The sequence below is a fragment of the Herbaspirillum sp. BH-1 genome, assembly GCF_002870055.1.
Taxonomy (GTDB): Bacteria; Pseudomonadota; Gammaproteobacteria; order Burkholderiales; family Burkholderiaceae_D; genus Herbaspirillum; species Herbaspirillum frisingense.
In genome coordinates, this window is the sequence record NZ_PKOI01000002.1 from 347,469 (window position 1) to 361,651 (window position 14,183).

A 14,183-nucleotide genomic window follows, 5' to 3' on the forward strand; every position below is an offset into this window, starting at 1 on the left:
ATCGTCAGCATTTGAGCTCGATCAAAATACTTCGGATGTTTGCGCCCACATGCAACTGTGCTGTTGTTTTTCTATCCGGAAAGTGCTTTTTTGGCATGACGAATTCGCCTCACTTGTTCCTGATTGTCTCCATCGTGGCCACTGTAGTGCTAAGTCGCCTGGCCGGCTTCTTCGTTCAGGTTTGCACGAAAATCCCTGACCCAGCGTTCCAGTTCATCGGCCGCCATCGGGCGCGAGAAGTAGTAGCCCTGCGCCACGTCGCAGCCCTGGCTGAGCAGCAGCTGGTACTGGTCGGCATCTTCCACCCCTTCGGCCACCACCGTCAGTTTCAGGCTTTCGCCGATGCGGATGACGGCATTGGTCAAGGCGCTGACGGCGTCATCCTTGGCCATGTCGCGCACGAAACTCTGGTCCAGCTTCAGTTCGGAAACCGGGAGCTTGCGCAGGTAGCCCAGGCTGGAATAACCGGTGCCGAAGTCGTCCATGGCCAGCGGGATGCCCAGCGCATGCACGGCGGCGATGGTCTGGTTGGTGCTGGGGTTGGTGTCCATCAACACGGTTTCGGTGATTTCCAGGGTCAGGTCGGTGGGTACCAGGCTGTAGCGGCGCAGCAGTCCGGTGACGAACTGCGGCAGGTCCAGGTCGTGGAAGTTGGTCGCGGACAGGTTCACCGAGATGCAAGGCACCTGGATGCCGCGCCGACGCCAGTCGGCCAGCTGGAAACAGGCTTCTTCCAGCGCCCACTTGCCGAGTTCGCCGATCAGGCCGCATTCCTCGGCAATGGGGATGAAGCGGCCCGGCGAGATCTGTCCCAGCTGTGCATCGTGCCAGCGCGCCAGGGCTTCCACGCCATGCAGGGTATGCTCGCGCAGCCTGATCTGCGGCTGGTAATGCAATTCGAAAAGACCACCCCGCAGGGCGTCGCGCAGGGCGCCTTCCAGGGCCAGGCGCTCCTGGGCCATGCTGTTCATTTCTTCGCTGAAGAAACTGAAGCGGCCGCGATTGACGGCCTTGGCCTGGTACATGGCGATATCGGCCCGGTGCAGGAGGGTTTCGATGTCGTTGCCGTTGTCCGGGAAGATCGCCACGCCGATGCTGGCCGAGGGATTGAGCGGGGTGCCGTTGATGTGGCAGGGCATGGCCAGCCGTTCCTGGATGCGCTTGACCACTTCGGTCAGGTGCAGGGTGTCGTACTGGGTCAGGACCACCACGAACTCGTCCCCGGAGAGTCGTCCCACGATGTCGGAGCGCCGTGCCTGCGATTGCAGCCGGGTGGCGACCGTGCGCAGCAGTTCGTCGCCGGCCTGATGACCCAGCGAGTCGTTGACCTGCTTAAAGCGATCGAGGTCGATGAACATCACCGCCACCGTACTGTGGTTGCGCTCGGCGGCGGCGATGGCCTGGCCGGCCTGGACCAGCAGCAGGCTGCGGTTGGGCAGGCCGGTCAGCGAATCATAGAAGGCCAGCTGGTGGATGCGCGCGCGCGAGGCTTCACGTTCGATGGCCAGGGCGCACAGGTGCAGGCCGGCATCGACCAGCAGGTGATGAAAGCCGCTGGGCTGACGGGGCTGGCGGAAGTAGAAGCCGAAGGTGCCGATCACCTTGCCATCGGCCGACTTGATCGGGGTCGACCAGCAGGCACGCAGGCCGTGGGTCAGCGCCAGTTCCTTGTAGTCGGCCCAGTGCGGATCGCTGGCGATGTCTTCCGAGATGATCGCCTGGCCGGTGAAGGCGGCGCTGCCGCAGGAGCCCACCAGCGGGCCGATGGACAGGCCATCGATGGCGCGGCTGTAGGCCTCCGGCAGGCTGGGGCCGGCCAGGGTGTGCAGGCGTCCCTGTTCGTCCACCCGCAGGATGGAGGCGATCACCTCCGGCGCGACGCGTTCGACTTCCTCGCACAGCAGGTTCATCTGCTCGGACAGCGAAGAATCGCGCGCCATGGCATTGAGGACGCGGTATTGCAGCACCTCATGCACCTTGGTATTGGTGATGTCGGTCATCACGCAGACGGCATTGATGAGACGGCCATCGGCGTCCAGGATCGGGTTGACCACCGCCGAAATCCAGACCGGCTGTTCGTGGAAGTCGTGGATCAGCTCCTCGGTATGGAAGCTGTGTCCCTGCAGCAGTTCACCGTGGCAGCGTTCGATCGACTTCACGAAGGTCGGATGATGGGCGAACAGTTCGCGGGGCTGCTTGCCGATCACCTGCTGGCTCTGGAAACCGAGCATGCGGGTAAAGCCGGTGTTGTGGAAGACGATGCGGTTCTGGGCGTCGGTGATGAGCACCGCATTGTCGGTTTCATTGATCCCCAGCGAGAGCAGATGCAGGTGTTCGCGATCGCTCTTTTCGCGGGTCACGCGGTAGGTGACGTCGTTGCCGATGCAGATCACGCGCTCGGCCTTGCCGTGCGGGTCCAGCAGGGGTGAATAGGTGGCCTCCCACCAGATCGTGCGGCCGCTGCGGGTGCGTCGCGGGAAGCGGCCGGAGAAGAAGCGGCCATTACAGACATCGCGCCAGAAGGCGGCATATTCCTCGCCATTGGCATACTCGGGGTCGCATAGCAGGGAGTGTGACTTGCCCACCAGATCCTCCGCCAGGTATTCCATGGTCTTGAGGTAGTTGCGGTTGGCGGCAAGGATGAGGCCGTCGGGCGAGAGCTCGACCACCCCCAGCGAGCGGTTGAGTGCGCTCAGCACGCTGTTGCTGTGATGCGAGTCGTCGATGTGGGAACTGATGTCGGCGGCCGCCGAGATGACCTTGCTGAGTTCGCCGCGCTCGTCCAGGATCGGGCTGCACAATGCCTCCAGCCAGACGATGGTGCCGTCGATGCGGCAGCGCTGCAGGGTGCCGGTGATGATCTCGCCCTGGCGCAGGTGCTGCCAGAATTGTTGATAGTCCGCAGACTGGACGTACAGCGGTTCGCACAGCATGCTGTGGTGCCGGCCGATCAGCTCTTCGCGACGGTAGCCCAGCATGCCCAGGAAATTGTCATTGGCCTGCAGTATCGTGCCATCGGCAGCGAATTCGAGAATGGCCATCGAACGCCACAATGCACCCAGCAGCGCATCGCGCTCCTGGCCACACAGATTCTGATCATCCTGCGGCACCTCACCTGGCGGATCACGCTGATGATCAAACTCGCCGGTGAACGACTCCTGGCTCTCCATACAGCCCCCCTGTGGCCCGGTAATGACGCCTGCCGCGCGTCTTGCCCCATGCAGTCCGGAGTTACGATTTTTCAGTTTTCCTGTCTGTGCCGACCATGCCTCGCCGTACACCCCGCTCTGTCGAAAACTGAAGCAATCTGTCTTGATCATATGCCAAATCGCCAGCCTTGTGCGGTCGCTCTCGGCTGGCGCCAGAGGAGCGCAACAGCGTCATGAGGTTCTGCGAGGATTGTCCTGTTGCACAAGTACAAGCCCGGCTTTTTTTATCGACATCCGTTCGGGGTTCTTGAGTCCGCCCCGGGGCGAGTGTTGTATGATGCCTTCGCAGGTGGGAGGGATCACCCCGCCTTCCGGATATTTCCCGGCGTTGCGCAGGGGAAATATCCCGCCGCCTGGCGATGGGGCGCCGCGGCATCGATGAATCACCAACGATTGGGTTTTATGGATTATCTGCAGTTGCTGGACGTGCTGGTGCACGTGGACAAATATCTGGGCGTCCTCATCGAGCAGTACGGCACGCTCATCTACGCGGTGTTGTTCCTGATCGTGTTCTGCGAGACCGGGCTGGTGGTGTTGCCGTTCCTGCCCGGAGATTCCCTGTTGTTCATCGCCGGCACCTTCTGTGCCATGGGCGCCATGGATATCTGGCTGCTGATGACCCTGCTGGTGATCGCAGCGGTGGCGGGCAATACCCTCAACTACTGGATAGGCGGCTGGGTCGGCCACCGCGTCTATACCCACAATTACCGCTGGCTCAATCCCGAAGCCCTGCAAAAGACCCATTCCTTCTACGAGAAACACGGCGGCAAGACCATCGTCATCGCCCGCTTCACGCCCATCGTGCGCACCTTCGCACCGTTCATCGCCGGCGTGTCGGGCATGAGCTTCGCCCGCTTCCAGCTATTCAATGTGCTGGGCGCCTTGCTGTGGGTGGTGGGGCTGGTGGTGCTGGGCTACCTGTTCGGCAATATCCCGGTGGTGCAGCAGAACCTCAATACCCTGGTCCTGATCGGGATCGTGGCGGCCATCATTCCCATCGTGCTGGGCGCCTTGTGGCAGCTGTGGCGCAAGGTACGCGGCAAGCGCAAGGTGCGCAGCGCCTGAGACCACCGGCGTCAGGGAAGAAAAGAACAAGCGTTGGCAGTCTCATGAATGCCGTTCAGTGAAGACTGAACGGCATTTTTCATGATGCCGGCCAATCGCCTCAGGCCGCAGCGGCAGCCTGGGCGAACCTGGCGCGCGCCTTGTGCAGCTTGCGATAGCTGTCGAGCAGGCGCTGATGGCGGTCCAGGCCTTCGAGCTTCATGCTGGTGGGTGTCAGGCCGTGGAAGCGCACATCCCCCTTCACCGATCCGATGGCCGCATCCATGCGCTCATTGCCGAACATGCGACGGAAGTTGGTTTCGTAGTCTTCCAGCGCCAGCGCATCGTCCAGTTCCACTTCCAGCACGACGTTCAGGGCGTGGTAGAACAGACCGCGTTCGACCGAGTTGTCGTTGTATTGCAGGAAGGCGCCGACCAGGTCATGGGCCTCTTCGAACTGCTGCAGGGCCAGATGGATCAGCAGCTTCAGTTCGAGCACGGTCAACTGGCCCCACTCGGTGTTTTCATCGAACTCGATGCCGATCAGGGTGGCGATGTCCGAGTAGTCATCCAGCTCGTTGTTCTCCAGGCGCTCAAGCAGGGCGGCCAGGGCGTCATCGTCCAGGCGATGCAGGTTCAGGATATCGGCGCGGAACAGGAGCGCCTTGTTGGTGTTGTCCCAGATCAGGTCTTCCACCGGGTACACCTCGGAATAGCCCGGCACCAGGATGCGGCAGGCTGTGGCGCCCAGTTGGTCATACACGGCGACGTAGGCTTGCTTGCCCATCTCGTCCAGGAGGCCGAACAGGGCGGCGGCTTCCTCGGCGTTGGAGTTTTCGCCCTGGCCGGAGAAATCCCATTCCACAAATTCGTAGTCCGACCTGGCACTGAAGAAGCGCCACGAGACGATGCCCGACGAATCGATGAAGTGCTCGACGAAGTTGTTGGGCTCGGTGACGGCGTTGCTCTCGAAGGTCGGCTGGGGCAGGTCATTGAGGCCTTCGAAGCTGCGTCCCTGCAGCAGTTCGGTCAGGCTGCGTTCCAGCGCCACCTCGAAACTCGGGTGGGCGCCGAAGGAGGCGAAGACCCCGCCGGTGCGCGGGTTCATCAGGGTGACGCACATCACCGGATAGACGCCGCCCAGCGAGGCATCCTTGACCAGCACCGGGAAGCCTTGCTCTTCCAGCCCCTGGATGCCCGCCAGGATGCCGGGGTACTTCGCCAGCACTTCCTGGGGGACGTCGGGCAAGCAGATCTCGCCTTCCAGGATTTCACGCTTGACCGCGCGCTCGAAGATCTCCGACAGGCACTGCACCTGGGCTTCGGGCAAGGTATTGCCGGCACTCATGCCATTGCTGACGAAGAGGTTTTCGACCAGGTTGGAAGGGAAATACACCACCTCGCCATCTGACTGCCGTACAAACGGCAGCGAGCAGATGCCGCGTTCGGCGTTGCCGGAATTGGTATCGACCAGATGCGAAGCGCGCAGCTCGCCGTCGGGGTTGTAGATGTCCAGGCAGTAGGCATCGAGGATGTCCTTGGGCAGCTTGTTGCCGCGTCCGGGCTTGAACCAGCGCTCGTCTGGATAGTGCACGAACTCGGCATTGGCGATGTCCTCGCCCCAGTAGGAACCGGCATAGAAGTGGTTGTTGCTGATGCGTTCGAGGTATTCGCCCAGGGCCGAGGCCAGCGCGCTTTCCTTGGTGGCGCCCTTGCCGTTGGTGAAGCACATCGGCGAATGCGCGTCGCGGATATGCAGCGACCACACATTGGGAATGATGTTGCGCCAGGAGGCGATCTCGATCTTGATGCCCAGCTCGGCCAGCAGGCCCGACATGTTGGCGATGGTCTGCTCCAGCGGCAGGTCCTTGCCAAGGATGCGGGTGCTGGCGCCGGCTTCGGGCTGGAGGGTCAGCAGGGACTGGGCATCGGCGTCCAGGTTCTCGACTTCCTCGATGATGAATTCCGGCCCTTCCTGCACCACCTTCTTGACGGTACAGCGCTCGATCGAGCGCAGGATGCCGCGACGGTCGGCCTCGCTGATGTCGGCCGGCAGCTCGACCTGGATCTTGAAGGTCTGCTGGTAGCGGTTTTCCGGATCGACGATGTTGTTCTGGGACAGGCGGATATTCTCGGTGGAAATATTGCGCGTATTGCAGTACAGCTTCACGAAGTACGCCGCGCAGAGGGCCGAGGACGCCAGGAAGTAATCGAAGGGACCCGGCGCCGAGCCATCCCCCTTGTAGCGGATGGGCTGGTCGGCGATGACGGTAAAGTCGTCGAACTTGGCTTCAAGACGCAGCTTGTCGAGGAAGTTGACTTTGATTTCCATGGCGGAATTCCGATAAAGAGCCGAAAAGCGGCTGAAACGAGAAACAAGAAACGGGAGAGGGCGCTATTATCCCCCATCCGGTGGTGATCCAAGGCGGACGCCGACACTGCCTCGAAAGGCAGGTGTGTTGCGGTCAGCGGGGCTGCAGGTACGGTTGACCGCTACCCATGACAAATATGAAATAAAAATGCCGTTCAGTACCTGACTGAACGGCATCAGCGGCGGGTGCCGGGTTCAGGTCAGCTTGTTCTTGGCGAGCGGCGGGTTCTTGGCGAAGTAGTTGCGGATGCCGGTCAGGATGGCGTCGGCCATCTGGTCCTGATAGCGCTCGTCGGTGAGCTTGGCTTCTTCTTCCGGGTTGGAGATGAAGGCGGTCTCGATCAGGATGCTGGGGATGTCCGGAGCCTTGAGCACGGCAAAGCCGGCCTGTTCCACCGCACCCTTGTGTAGCTTGTTGATGCCGCCGATCTCCTTCAACACCGCATTGCCCACCCGCAGGCTGTCGTTGATCTGGGCGGTGGTCGACAGGTCCAGCAGTACGCTGGCCAGCTGGCGGTCGTGGGTCTTGATGTTGACGCCACCGATCAGGTCGGCCGAGTTTTCCTTGTTGGCCAGCCAGCGTGCCGCCGTCGAGCTGGCACCCTTCTCGGACAGGGCGAACACCGAAGAACCACGTGCGGTGGGCTGCACGAAGGCATCGGCATGGATCGACACGAACAGGTCGGCCTGCACCTTGCGCGCCTTGACCACGCGCTGGCCCAGCGGCACGAAGAAGTCGGCGTCGCGGGTCAGCATGACGCGCATGTTGGGGTATTGCTCGATCTTGCGCTTCAGGCGTTTGGCGATGGACAGCACCACGTCCTTCTCGCGGTTGCCCCGCGCGCCGGTGGCGCCGGGGTCTTCGCCACCGTGGCCGGGGTCCAGCGCGATGGTGATCATGCGGGTGAGCTGCATGCGCGGCTCTTCCGGGACCACCCGCGGATTGCGATCGCTCTTGTCGTCCGGTTGTGGCTTGATTTCCGCCAGCGGTACCGGGTCCGGCTTGGGCGCCGGTGCCTGCGCCAGCGGCGGGGTGGCCGGGGCTTCCTTGTTCCAGTCGCCCTTCTGGATCAGGGCGGCGATCGGGTCCGGCGGGTTGGACGGATACAGGTCGATCACGAAGCGATACTTGTATTCGCCCACCGGGGCCAGGGTGAACACCTGCGGCTTGATTTCATCCTTCAGGTCGAACACCAGGCGCACCACGCTGGGCCGGTTCTGGCCCACGCGTACCTGCTTGATATAGGGATCGTTGGGCTGGATCTTGGCGACCAGGTCCTTCAGGGTGGAATTGAGGTCGATGCCCTCGATGTCCACCACCAGGCGCTCCGGGTCCTTGACCACGAAGTGGGTGACCTTCAGGTCGCTGTCGTTTTCCAGCGTGACGCGGGTGTAGTCGTCGGACGGCCAGACACGCACGGCCAGGATCTGGGAGGCCAGGGCGGGCAGGGGAGTGACGACGGAGACGAACAGCGCACCGCCGGCTTTGAGGATGGTGCGGCGGCTTTTGGACTTCACAGGTTGGGGGCGAATTTCAGTCGAGCGAGGCATTGATGACCCTTGTCGGACAACGCACGCAATTCTACATCACGACCGTTCCCTGCAAGAGACAGGTTGACGTGGATGTCCGGCGGCGGCAACACCGGATCGCCTTTTTCTGGCCATTCGACGATACAGACGGAGTTTTCGTTGAAATGTTCACGGAAACCGGCATCGAGGAATTCCTCCGGGCTGGCCATGCGATACAGATCGAAGTGGATGACTGTTACCATGCGCCCTGCGAGTGTCACTTCATAGGGTTCGGCCAGGGTGTAGGTCGGGCTCTTGACCCGCCCCGAATAGCCCGCTGCATGCAGCAAGGCACGCGTCAGCGCGGTCTTGCCGGCGCCCAGGTCGCCGTGCAGGTAGATCGCCAGGCCCGGTGCCAGCACCTGCGCCAGGTCGGCGCCCAGGCGCGCGGTGGCGGTTTCGTCGGGCAGGTGGAGGTGGAGTCGCTGCATATACATCCTGGTTTGTTACGTCATCCGAGATGACTTGTTTACTGGTTCAATCGCTTCATGCCTGCTCACGCCACCCCTGTCGATCTTGCCGACCCCGCCAGCCTGGCCGCCCTGGCGGCCGCCATCAAGGACTGGGGCCGGGCACTGGGCTTTGCCGAGGTGCGCATCGCCGATGTCGACCTGTCGCACCGGGAGGCGGGCTTCCAGGCCTGGCTGGACAAGGGTTACCACGGCGAGATGGATTATATGGCAAGCCACGGCCTGAAACGGGCGCGGCCGGCCGAACTGGTGCCGGGGACGGTGCGCGTGATCAGCGTGCGCATGCCCTATCTGCCGGCCGCTACCGACCCCGGCCAGGCCGACTGGCGCGCCCGGGAAGAGGCCCGCAGCGGCGACCCGGCGGCGGCCCAGGTCTCGATCTATGCACGCGGACGCGACTACCACAAGGTCTTGCGCGCCCGTCTGCAGCAACTGGCCACCCGCATCGAGGAACGCATTGGTAGCTTCGGTTACCGCGTCTTCACCGATTCGGCACCGGTCATGGAAGTGGCCCTGGCCGAAAAGGCCGGGCTGGGCTGGCGCGGCAAGCACACCCTGTTGCTGCACCGGGAGGCCGGTTCCATGTTCTTCCTGGGCGAGATGCTGACCGACCTGCCGCTGCCGGTCGATGACCCGGTCACCCCGCACTGCGGCCAGTGCAGCGCCTGCATCACGGCTTGCCCGACCGGGGCCATCGTCGCCCCGTATGAGCTGGATGCGCGGCGCTGCATCTCCTACCTCACCATCGAATTGAAGGGCAGCATCCCGTCCGACCTGCGGCCGCTGATCGGCAACCGCATCTACGGCTGCGACGACTGCCAGCTCTACTGCCCCTGGAACAAGTTCGCCCAGCGCGCCAGCCTGCCCGACTTCGACCCGCGCCATGGCCTGGACAGCGCCAGCCTGGTCGACCTGTTCGGCTGGAGCGAAGAGCAGTTCCTGAAGAACACCGAGGGCAGCGCGATCCGCCGCATCGGCCATGAACGCTGGCTGCGCAACCTGGCCGTGGGCCTGGGCAATGCCGCCGATAGCCCCTCCCACAAGGGGGACGCCGCCGTCGTGGCGGCGCTGCGGGCAAGGCTTGTGCATCCGTCGGCGCTGGTGGTCGAGCATGTGGCGTGGGCGCTGGCCCGGCATGGAGCGGCCTGACTGTCACCGGATTTCCACGCTGAGGGGATCCGGTCGATTCCCGATATTGCCCACCGCTGCCCGTCATGCAAGGCTGTTGCCTTCAGGCCCATCCATGCATGGCGGGCCTTCGTGGCTGGCTGCAAGGGCTCTCTGCTGCCTGTCTTTCCTTCAGTCAATCCCCCGGTAGCGAGGCGTCACGCTAATTAGTCATTGACGAGCTTGTCCTGATGAGGTCCAATTTAATTATTGAATTGACAATACCTATCTTTATCGGAAATCAAGCATTCTGCGTGACTGATCAGTCCATCCATGCGCCTCTGCCCCCTCATCATCCCGACCCACACCATGATGCCGATGACAGCGCCCGCAAACAGGCTTGCCCCTTTCCTCCGCACGGCCGATGCCGTGCTGCCGGGTTGGCTCCGGGTGAGGCGGTGTTTGCTGGCCGTGTTGTCGTGGCTGATGGTGGCAGGCGCCTTGCCGTCTTACGCCCAGGGCGATCCCGATGACGCAGGTCGTGCGGCCGATACTGCCCGGGTGGTGGCCGGCATCATCAGCTATGTGCGCTGGCCGCAGCCACAGCCGCAGCTGCAACTATGCCTGGTCGGTCTCACGCGGTATGCCCAGGAGCTCACCGAGGAACGTCTGTCCACGCCCGGTCAGCGCATCACGCCGCGCCTGGTGACCGACCTCACCGCCGCCGCACTGGAGGGCTGCCGGCTGGTCTACATCGGCAAGTTGTCCGAAGCCGACTATCGCAAGCTGCTGCCGCAGGTCGTGGATCATCCGGTACTGAGCTTTACCGAGGCGGACGTGTCGTGCGACACCGGTTCCATGTTCTGCCTCAAGTCACGGGACAAGCAGATCGCCTTCGATGCAAACCTGGATGCCATCGCGCGTAGCGGGTTGCGCGTTCATCCCAGCGTTCTCCAACTCGCCCGCCGTAAACCGTCGCCATGAATACCGAGTCCATTCCGATGGCACGTCCTGCCCTGGACAGCGTCCTGAGCAAGGCCCACCTGATCGTCGCCCTGGTGACGGCACTCATGGTCGGGCTCGCCATTACGGTGGCCGGCTTGTTCGCGCTGCGCTTCTATTCCGAGCAGAACCTGCGCCTCATCGCCCGTTCCATGAGCTACACGGTGGAGGCGGCCGTGGTGTTCGGGGATGCCGCGGCGGCCGGGGAGGCCATCGCCCTGATCGGCCGCAACGAGGACATCGACGAAGTCGTGCTCACCGGTCGCAACGACCAGCTGCTGGCGCACTGGACGCGTCATGCGGGCGGCACGGTGCCGCTGCTGGAGCAGATGCTGGCGGGCTGGATCCTGCCGCCGGCACTGGATTACCCCATCATCCGGGAGCAGGCCAGGATAGGCCGGATCCACCTGGCACCGCGCGGAAGCGGCCCCTTGCGGTTCATTACCACCGGCCTGCTGTGCGTGCTGTTGAGCCTGGTCATCAGTACCGTGATCGCGCTGCGCCTGGCGCGCCGCATGCAGCACCGCATCAGTGGACCGTTGCACGAGCTGGCGCGCATCGCCCACGGCGTGCGGCGCGAACGCAGTTTCGCCCTGCGCGCCGGGCCGGCGGCCATCGCCGAGATCCACGATCTCAATGAAGACTTCAACGCCCTGCTCGATGAACTGGAAGCCTGGCAGACCCACGTCCAGCAGGAGCATGCCAGCCTGTCCTACCAGGCCAGTCACGACAGTCTCACCGGCCTGTGCAACCGCGCCTTCCTGGAGGAGCAGCTGGAGCGCGCAGTACAGCTGGCGCGGCTGACCGGCAACCTGGCGGCGGTGTATTTCATCGATAGCGACCGCTTCAAGCAGATCAACGATACCTACGGCCATGCCGCCGGCGACCATGTGCTGGTGACCATCGCCACCCGCATCAAGAGCCAGTTGCGCGAAGACGACCTGGTCGCGCGCCTGGGCGGCGATGAATTCGCCGTGCTGTTGCGACAATTGCGGCAGCGCGACGATGCGCTGCAGATCGCCGCCAAGATCCTGGCCGAGATGCGCTTGCCCATCGTCCTGCCGGGCGGCGAGGTGATCGCCACATCGCTGAGCATCGGCATCGCCATCTTCCCGGAGCACGGCAGCACCGCGCAGACGGTGTTGGCAGTGGCCGACGAGGCGATGTACCGGGCCAAGAACACACAGCGGGGCAGCTATCAGCTCGCTCTCCAAGATCAGATGAACAAGGAAAACCAATCATGACGCTCGCTACCTCTTCCCTCTCCTCACGCCTGCTGGCGGCCATGCTGCTGGGGAGCACCCTGCTGCTGAGCGGATGCCAGACGCCGCCTCCCGCCGCGCCCCAGGCCGGCCTCACGCAGTCCCAGGTCGCCCTGTTGCAGCAGCAGGGTTTCCATCTCACCGACGAGGGCTGGGAGCTCAGTTTTGCCGACAAGCTGCTCTTTGCGGTGGATGATTACGCCTTGACCGAACAGAGCCGCACGGCGGTCGGGAAGATCGGGCGCGCGCTGCTTTCGGTGGACATTACCGAATTACGGGTGGACGGTCATACCGACAATACCGGCGCCGATGCCTACAACAATCGCCTGTCCCAGCAGCGGGCCGACGCCGTCGCCGATGCGCTGGCCAGCATCGGGATCGCCCGGGATCACATCGCCACCCGTGGCCTGGGCAAGAGCAAGCCGATCGCCGACAACCGCACCGTGGCCGGCCGGGCGGAAAATCGCCGGGTCGTGATCGTGGTGCCGGCGCAGTAGGCGCAGTAGTCCACCTGCACGGCGCGCTGCTTGCCGCTGCTGTATTCACGCGGGGCCATTGAGAACGTGACCGAGGGCCGCATCATCGTGCAGCCGCTGCGATAAGCCGCAGGGCTGGCCTGGTGCGGCAGGATCAATGCACCAGCGCCAGCCAGAACGGAATGGTCAGCGCCGAGAGCAGCGTGCCGAAGGAAATCAGGAAAGCCGTGAAGGGACCATTGCCGCCCATGCGCGCGGCCAGGATGTAGGCGCTGGAGGCGGTGGGCAGGCTGCAGAACAGCACCACGATGCGCAACTGCAGCGGGGGCAGTTGCAGATGGCGGCCGATCAGGTAGGCCACCAGCGGTACGGCGAAGAGCTTGATCAGAATGAACCAGCCCACCACCAGCTTGCTTTCCTTGAGCCCGGACAGGCGCAGGCCGGCGCCTACCATCAGCAGGCCCAGCGCGATGGAAGCCGCGCCCAGGCGCGAGAGCACCACCGATGCCGCCTCCGGCAGATGCAGCCCCAGTGCCGAAAACGTCAGGCCGCCGGCAGTGGCCACCAGCAGCGGATTCTTGGCCAGTTCGCGCAAGAGGTTGCTGTTCTTCGGGGCCAGCGCATGGACCGCCGCGATATTGCACAGCGGGACGCCAAAGCCCAGCAGGATCGCCATCAGGCCGGCCCCTTCCTCGCCGGCCATGCGGGTGGCCAGCGCCAGTGCGATGTAGGAATTGAAGCGATAGGCGCACTGCATGCCCGATTCGTAGGTCATCGGCGTGGCCCGCAGCAGGGGTTTGCCCAGCCAGGTCAGTACGATGCCGGCCAGCAGCGCCAGCACTCCGGTCTGCACCAGGCCACCGGTGACCCCCAGGTCGACCTTCAGGCGTGCGGTGGAATAGAACAGCAGCGCCGGGAAGAGCAGGAAGTACACCAGCTTTTCCATGCCGGCCCAGAATTCGTCACCCCAGTTGGTGATGCGATAGACCAGTACCCCCAGCAAGATCAGGCTGAAGTCCGGCAGCAGGAGATTGAGGATTTCCACCTTACTTGAGCAGCCGCGCCAGTTCGACGGCGGTCTTGACATTCATCTTGTCGAAGATGTGGGCGCGGTGGACCTCGACGGTGCGCATGCTGATGCCCAGTTCATCGGCAATGACCTTGTTCATCTTGCCGGCCAGGATCAGCTCCAGCACCTCGCGTTCGCGTGCCGAGAGTGCCGCCAGGCGGCCCTGGACGGCATCTTCGGCGCCACCCGCGCGCGAGCTGGCCAGGGCTTCCAGCACGCGGTCCATCAACTGGTTGTCGTTGAAGGGCTTTTCGAAGAAATCGAAGGCACCGTTCTTGAGCATGTCCACCGCCATGGGGACGTCGCCATGGCCGGTGAGGAAGATCACCGGGCGCCGGTGCAGCAGGCCCTTGGTCTTGAGTTCATTGAACAGCGCCACACCGCTGGTGCCGGGCATGCGCACGTCCAGCAGCAGGCACTCGCCCTCGGCATCGATACCGCCGGCCGCGCCCAGGGCGGCCAGGACCGCAGCACCACCTTCATAGGCGGTGGCGGCGATGTTGCGGGAACGCGCCAGCCAGGTCAGCGAATCGCGGATGATTTCTTCGTCGTCGACTATGTGCAGCATCGGTGTGCGGGGTGGGGCCAGATCAGTGGGGCCGTG

The 14,183-nt window shown here is 63.5% G+C and carries 11 protein-coding genes; 5 read left to right on the forward strand and 6 right to left on the reverse strand.

Features of this window, described 5'->3' with window-relative positions:
* Positions 1-149 precede the first annotated feature (149 nt).
* Positions 150-3,170, reverse strand: coding sequence for a sensor domain-containing protein (locus HBH1_RS04725; RefSeq protein WP_102661773.1), 3,021 nt, complete (start codon positions 3,168-3,170; stop codon positions 150-152).
* A 441-nt stretch (positions 3,171-3,611) separates the two neighbouring features.
* On the opposite strand from HBH1_RS04725, the gene HBH1_RS04730 reads away from it, so the two are divergent.
* On the forward strand, positions 3,612-4,274 hold the full coding sequence (locus HBH1_RS04730; protein WP_006462914.1) for a VTT domain-containing protein: 663 nt from the start codon (positions 3,612-3,614) through the stop codon (positions 4,272-4,274).
* Between the two features lie 100 nt (positions 4,275-4,374).
* On the opposite strand, the gene HBH1_RS04735 is transcribed toward HBH1_RS04730, so the two are convergent.
* The 3 genes from HBH1_RS04735 to tsaE form a co-directional block, all read right to left on the reverse strand.
* Complete coding sequence (locus HBH1_RS04735) at positions 4,375-6,585, reverse strand: OsmC domain/YcaO domain-containing protein (protein WP_102661774.1); 2,211 nt, start codon at positions 6,583-6,585, stop codon at positions 4,375-4,377.
* Between the two features lie 234 nt (positions 6,586-6,819).
* A complete protein-coding gene (locus tag HBH1_RS04740; RefSeq protein WP_102661775.1) occupies positions 6,820-8,175 on the reverse strand; it encodes an N-acetylmuramoyl-L-alanine amidase in 1,356 nt (451 codons plus the stop codon).
* Positions 8,139-8,624 (reverse strand): tRNA (adenosine(37)-N6)-threonylcarbamoyltransferase complex ATPase subunit type 1 TsaE, encoded by a 486-nt coding sequence (gene tsaE / locus HBH1_RS04745; protein ID WP_006462917.1) that lies wholly within the window; start codon positions 8,622-8,624, stop codon positions 8,139-8,141. The genes HBH1_RS04740 and tsaE overlap by 37 nt, the downstream gene beginning before the upstream one ends.
* 57 nt (positions 8,625-8,681) lie before the next feature.
* Between tsaE and queG the strand changes: the two genes are divergently transcribed.
* The 4 genes from queG (at position 8,682) to HBH1_RS04765 (ending at position 12,531) form a co-directional block, all read left to right on the forward strand.
* Positions 8,682-9,812 carry a tRNA epoxyqueuosine(34) reductase QueG gene (gene queG / locus HBH1_RS04750; RefSeq protein WP_102661776.1) on the forward strand — a complete coding sequence of 377 codons (1,131 nt, stop codon included), beginning with the start codon at positions 8,682-8,684 and terminating at the stop codon, positions 9,810-9,812.
* Positions 9,813-10,241: 429 nt separating this feature from the next.
* The gene (locus tag HBH1_RS04755) at positions 10,242-10,754 is read left to right on the forward strand and encodes a regulatory sequestration protein YfiR (RefSeq protein ID WP_233207523.1); all 513 of its coding nucleotides are present in this window, start codon (positions 10,242-10,244) and stop codon (positions 10,752-10,754) included.
* Entirely contained in the window at positions 10,751-12,016 is a 1,266-nt protein-coding gene (locus HBH1_RS04760; protein WP_166758386.1) for a diguanylate cyclase DgcN/YfiN, read from the forward strand. The genes HBH1_RS04755 and HBH1_RS04760 overlap by 4 nt, the downstream gene beginning before the upstream one ends.
* Entirely contained in the window at positions 12,013-12,531 is a 519-nt protein-coding gene (locus HBH1_RS04765; protein WP_102661779.1) for an outer membrane lipoprotein YfiB, read from the forward strand. Before HBH1_RS04760 ends, HBH1_RS04765 begins: the two co-directional genes overlap by 4 nt.
* A gap of 133 nt (positions 12,532-12,664) precedes the next feature.
* On the opposite strand, the gene HBH1_RS04770 is transcribed toward HBH1_RS04765, so the two are convergent.
* Positions 12,665-13,555: an AEC family transporter gene (locus HBH1_RS04770; protein WP_102661780.1), complete on the reverse strand. Its 891-nt coding sequence runs from the start codon at positions 13,553-13,555 to the stop codon at positions 12,665-12,667.
* A 1-nt stretch (position 13,556) separates the two neighbouring features.
* Positions 13,557-14,147, reverse strand: coding sequence for a response regulator transcription factor (locus tag HBH1_RS04775; RefSeq protein WP_102661781.1), 591 nt, complete (start codon positions 14,145-14,147; stop codon positions 13,557-13,559).
* Positions 14,148-14,183 lie beyond the last annotated feature (36 nt).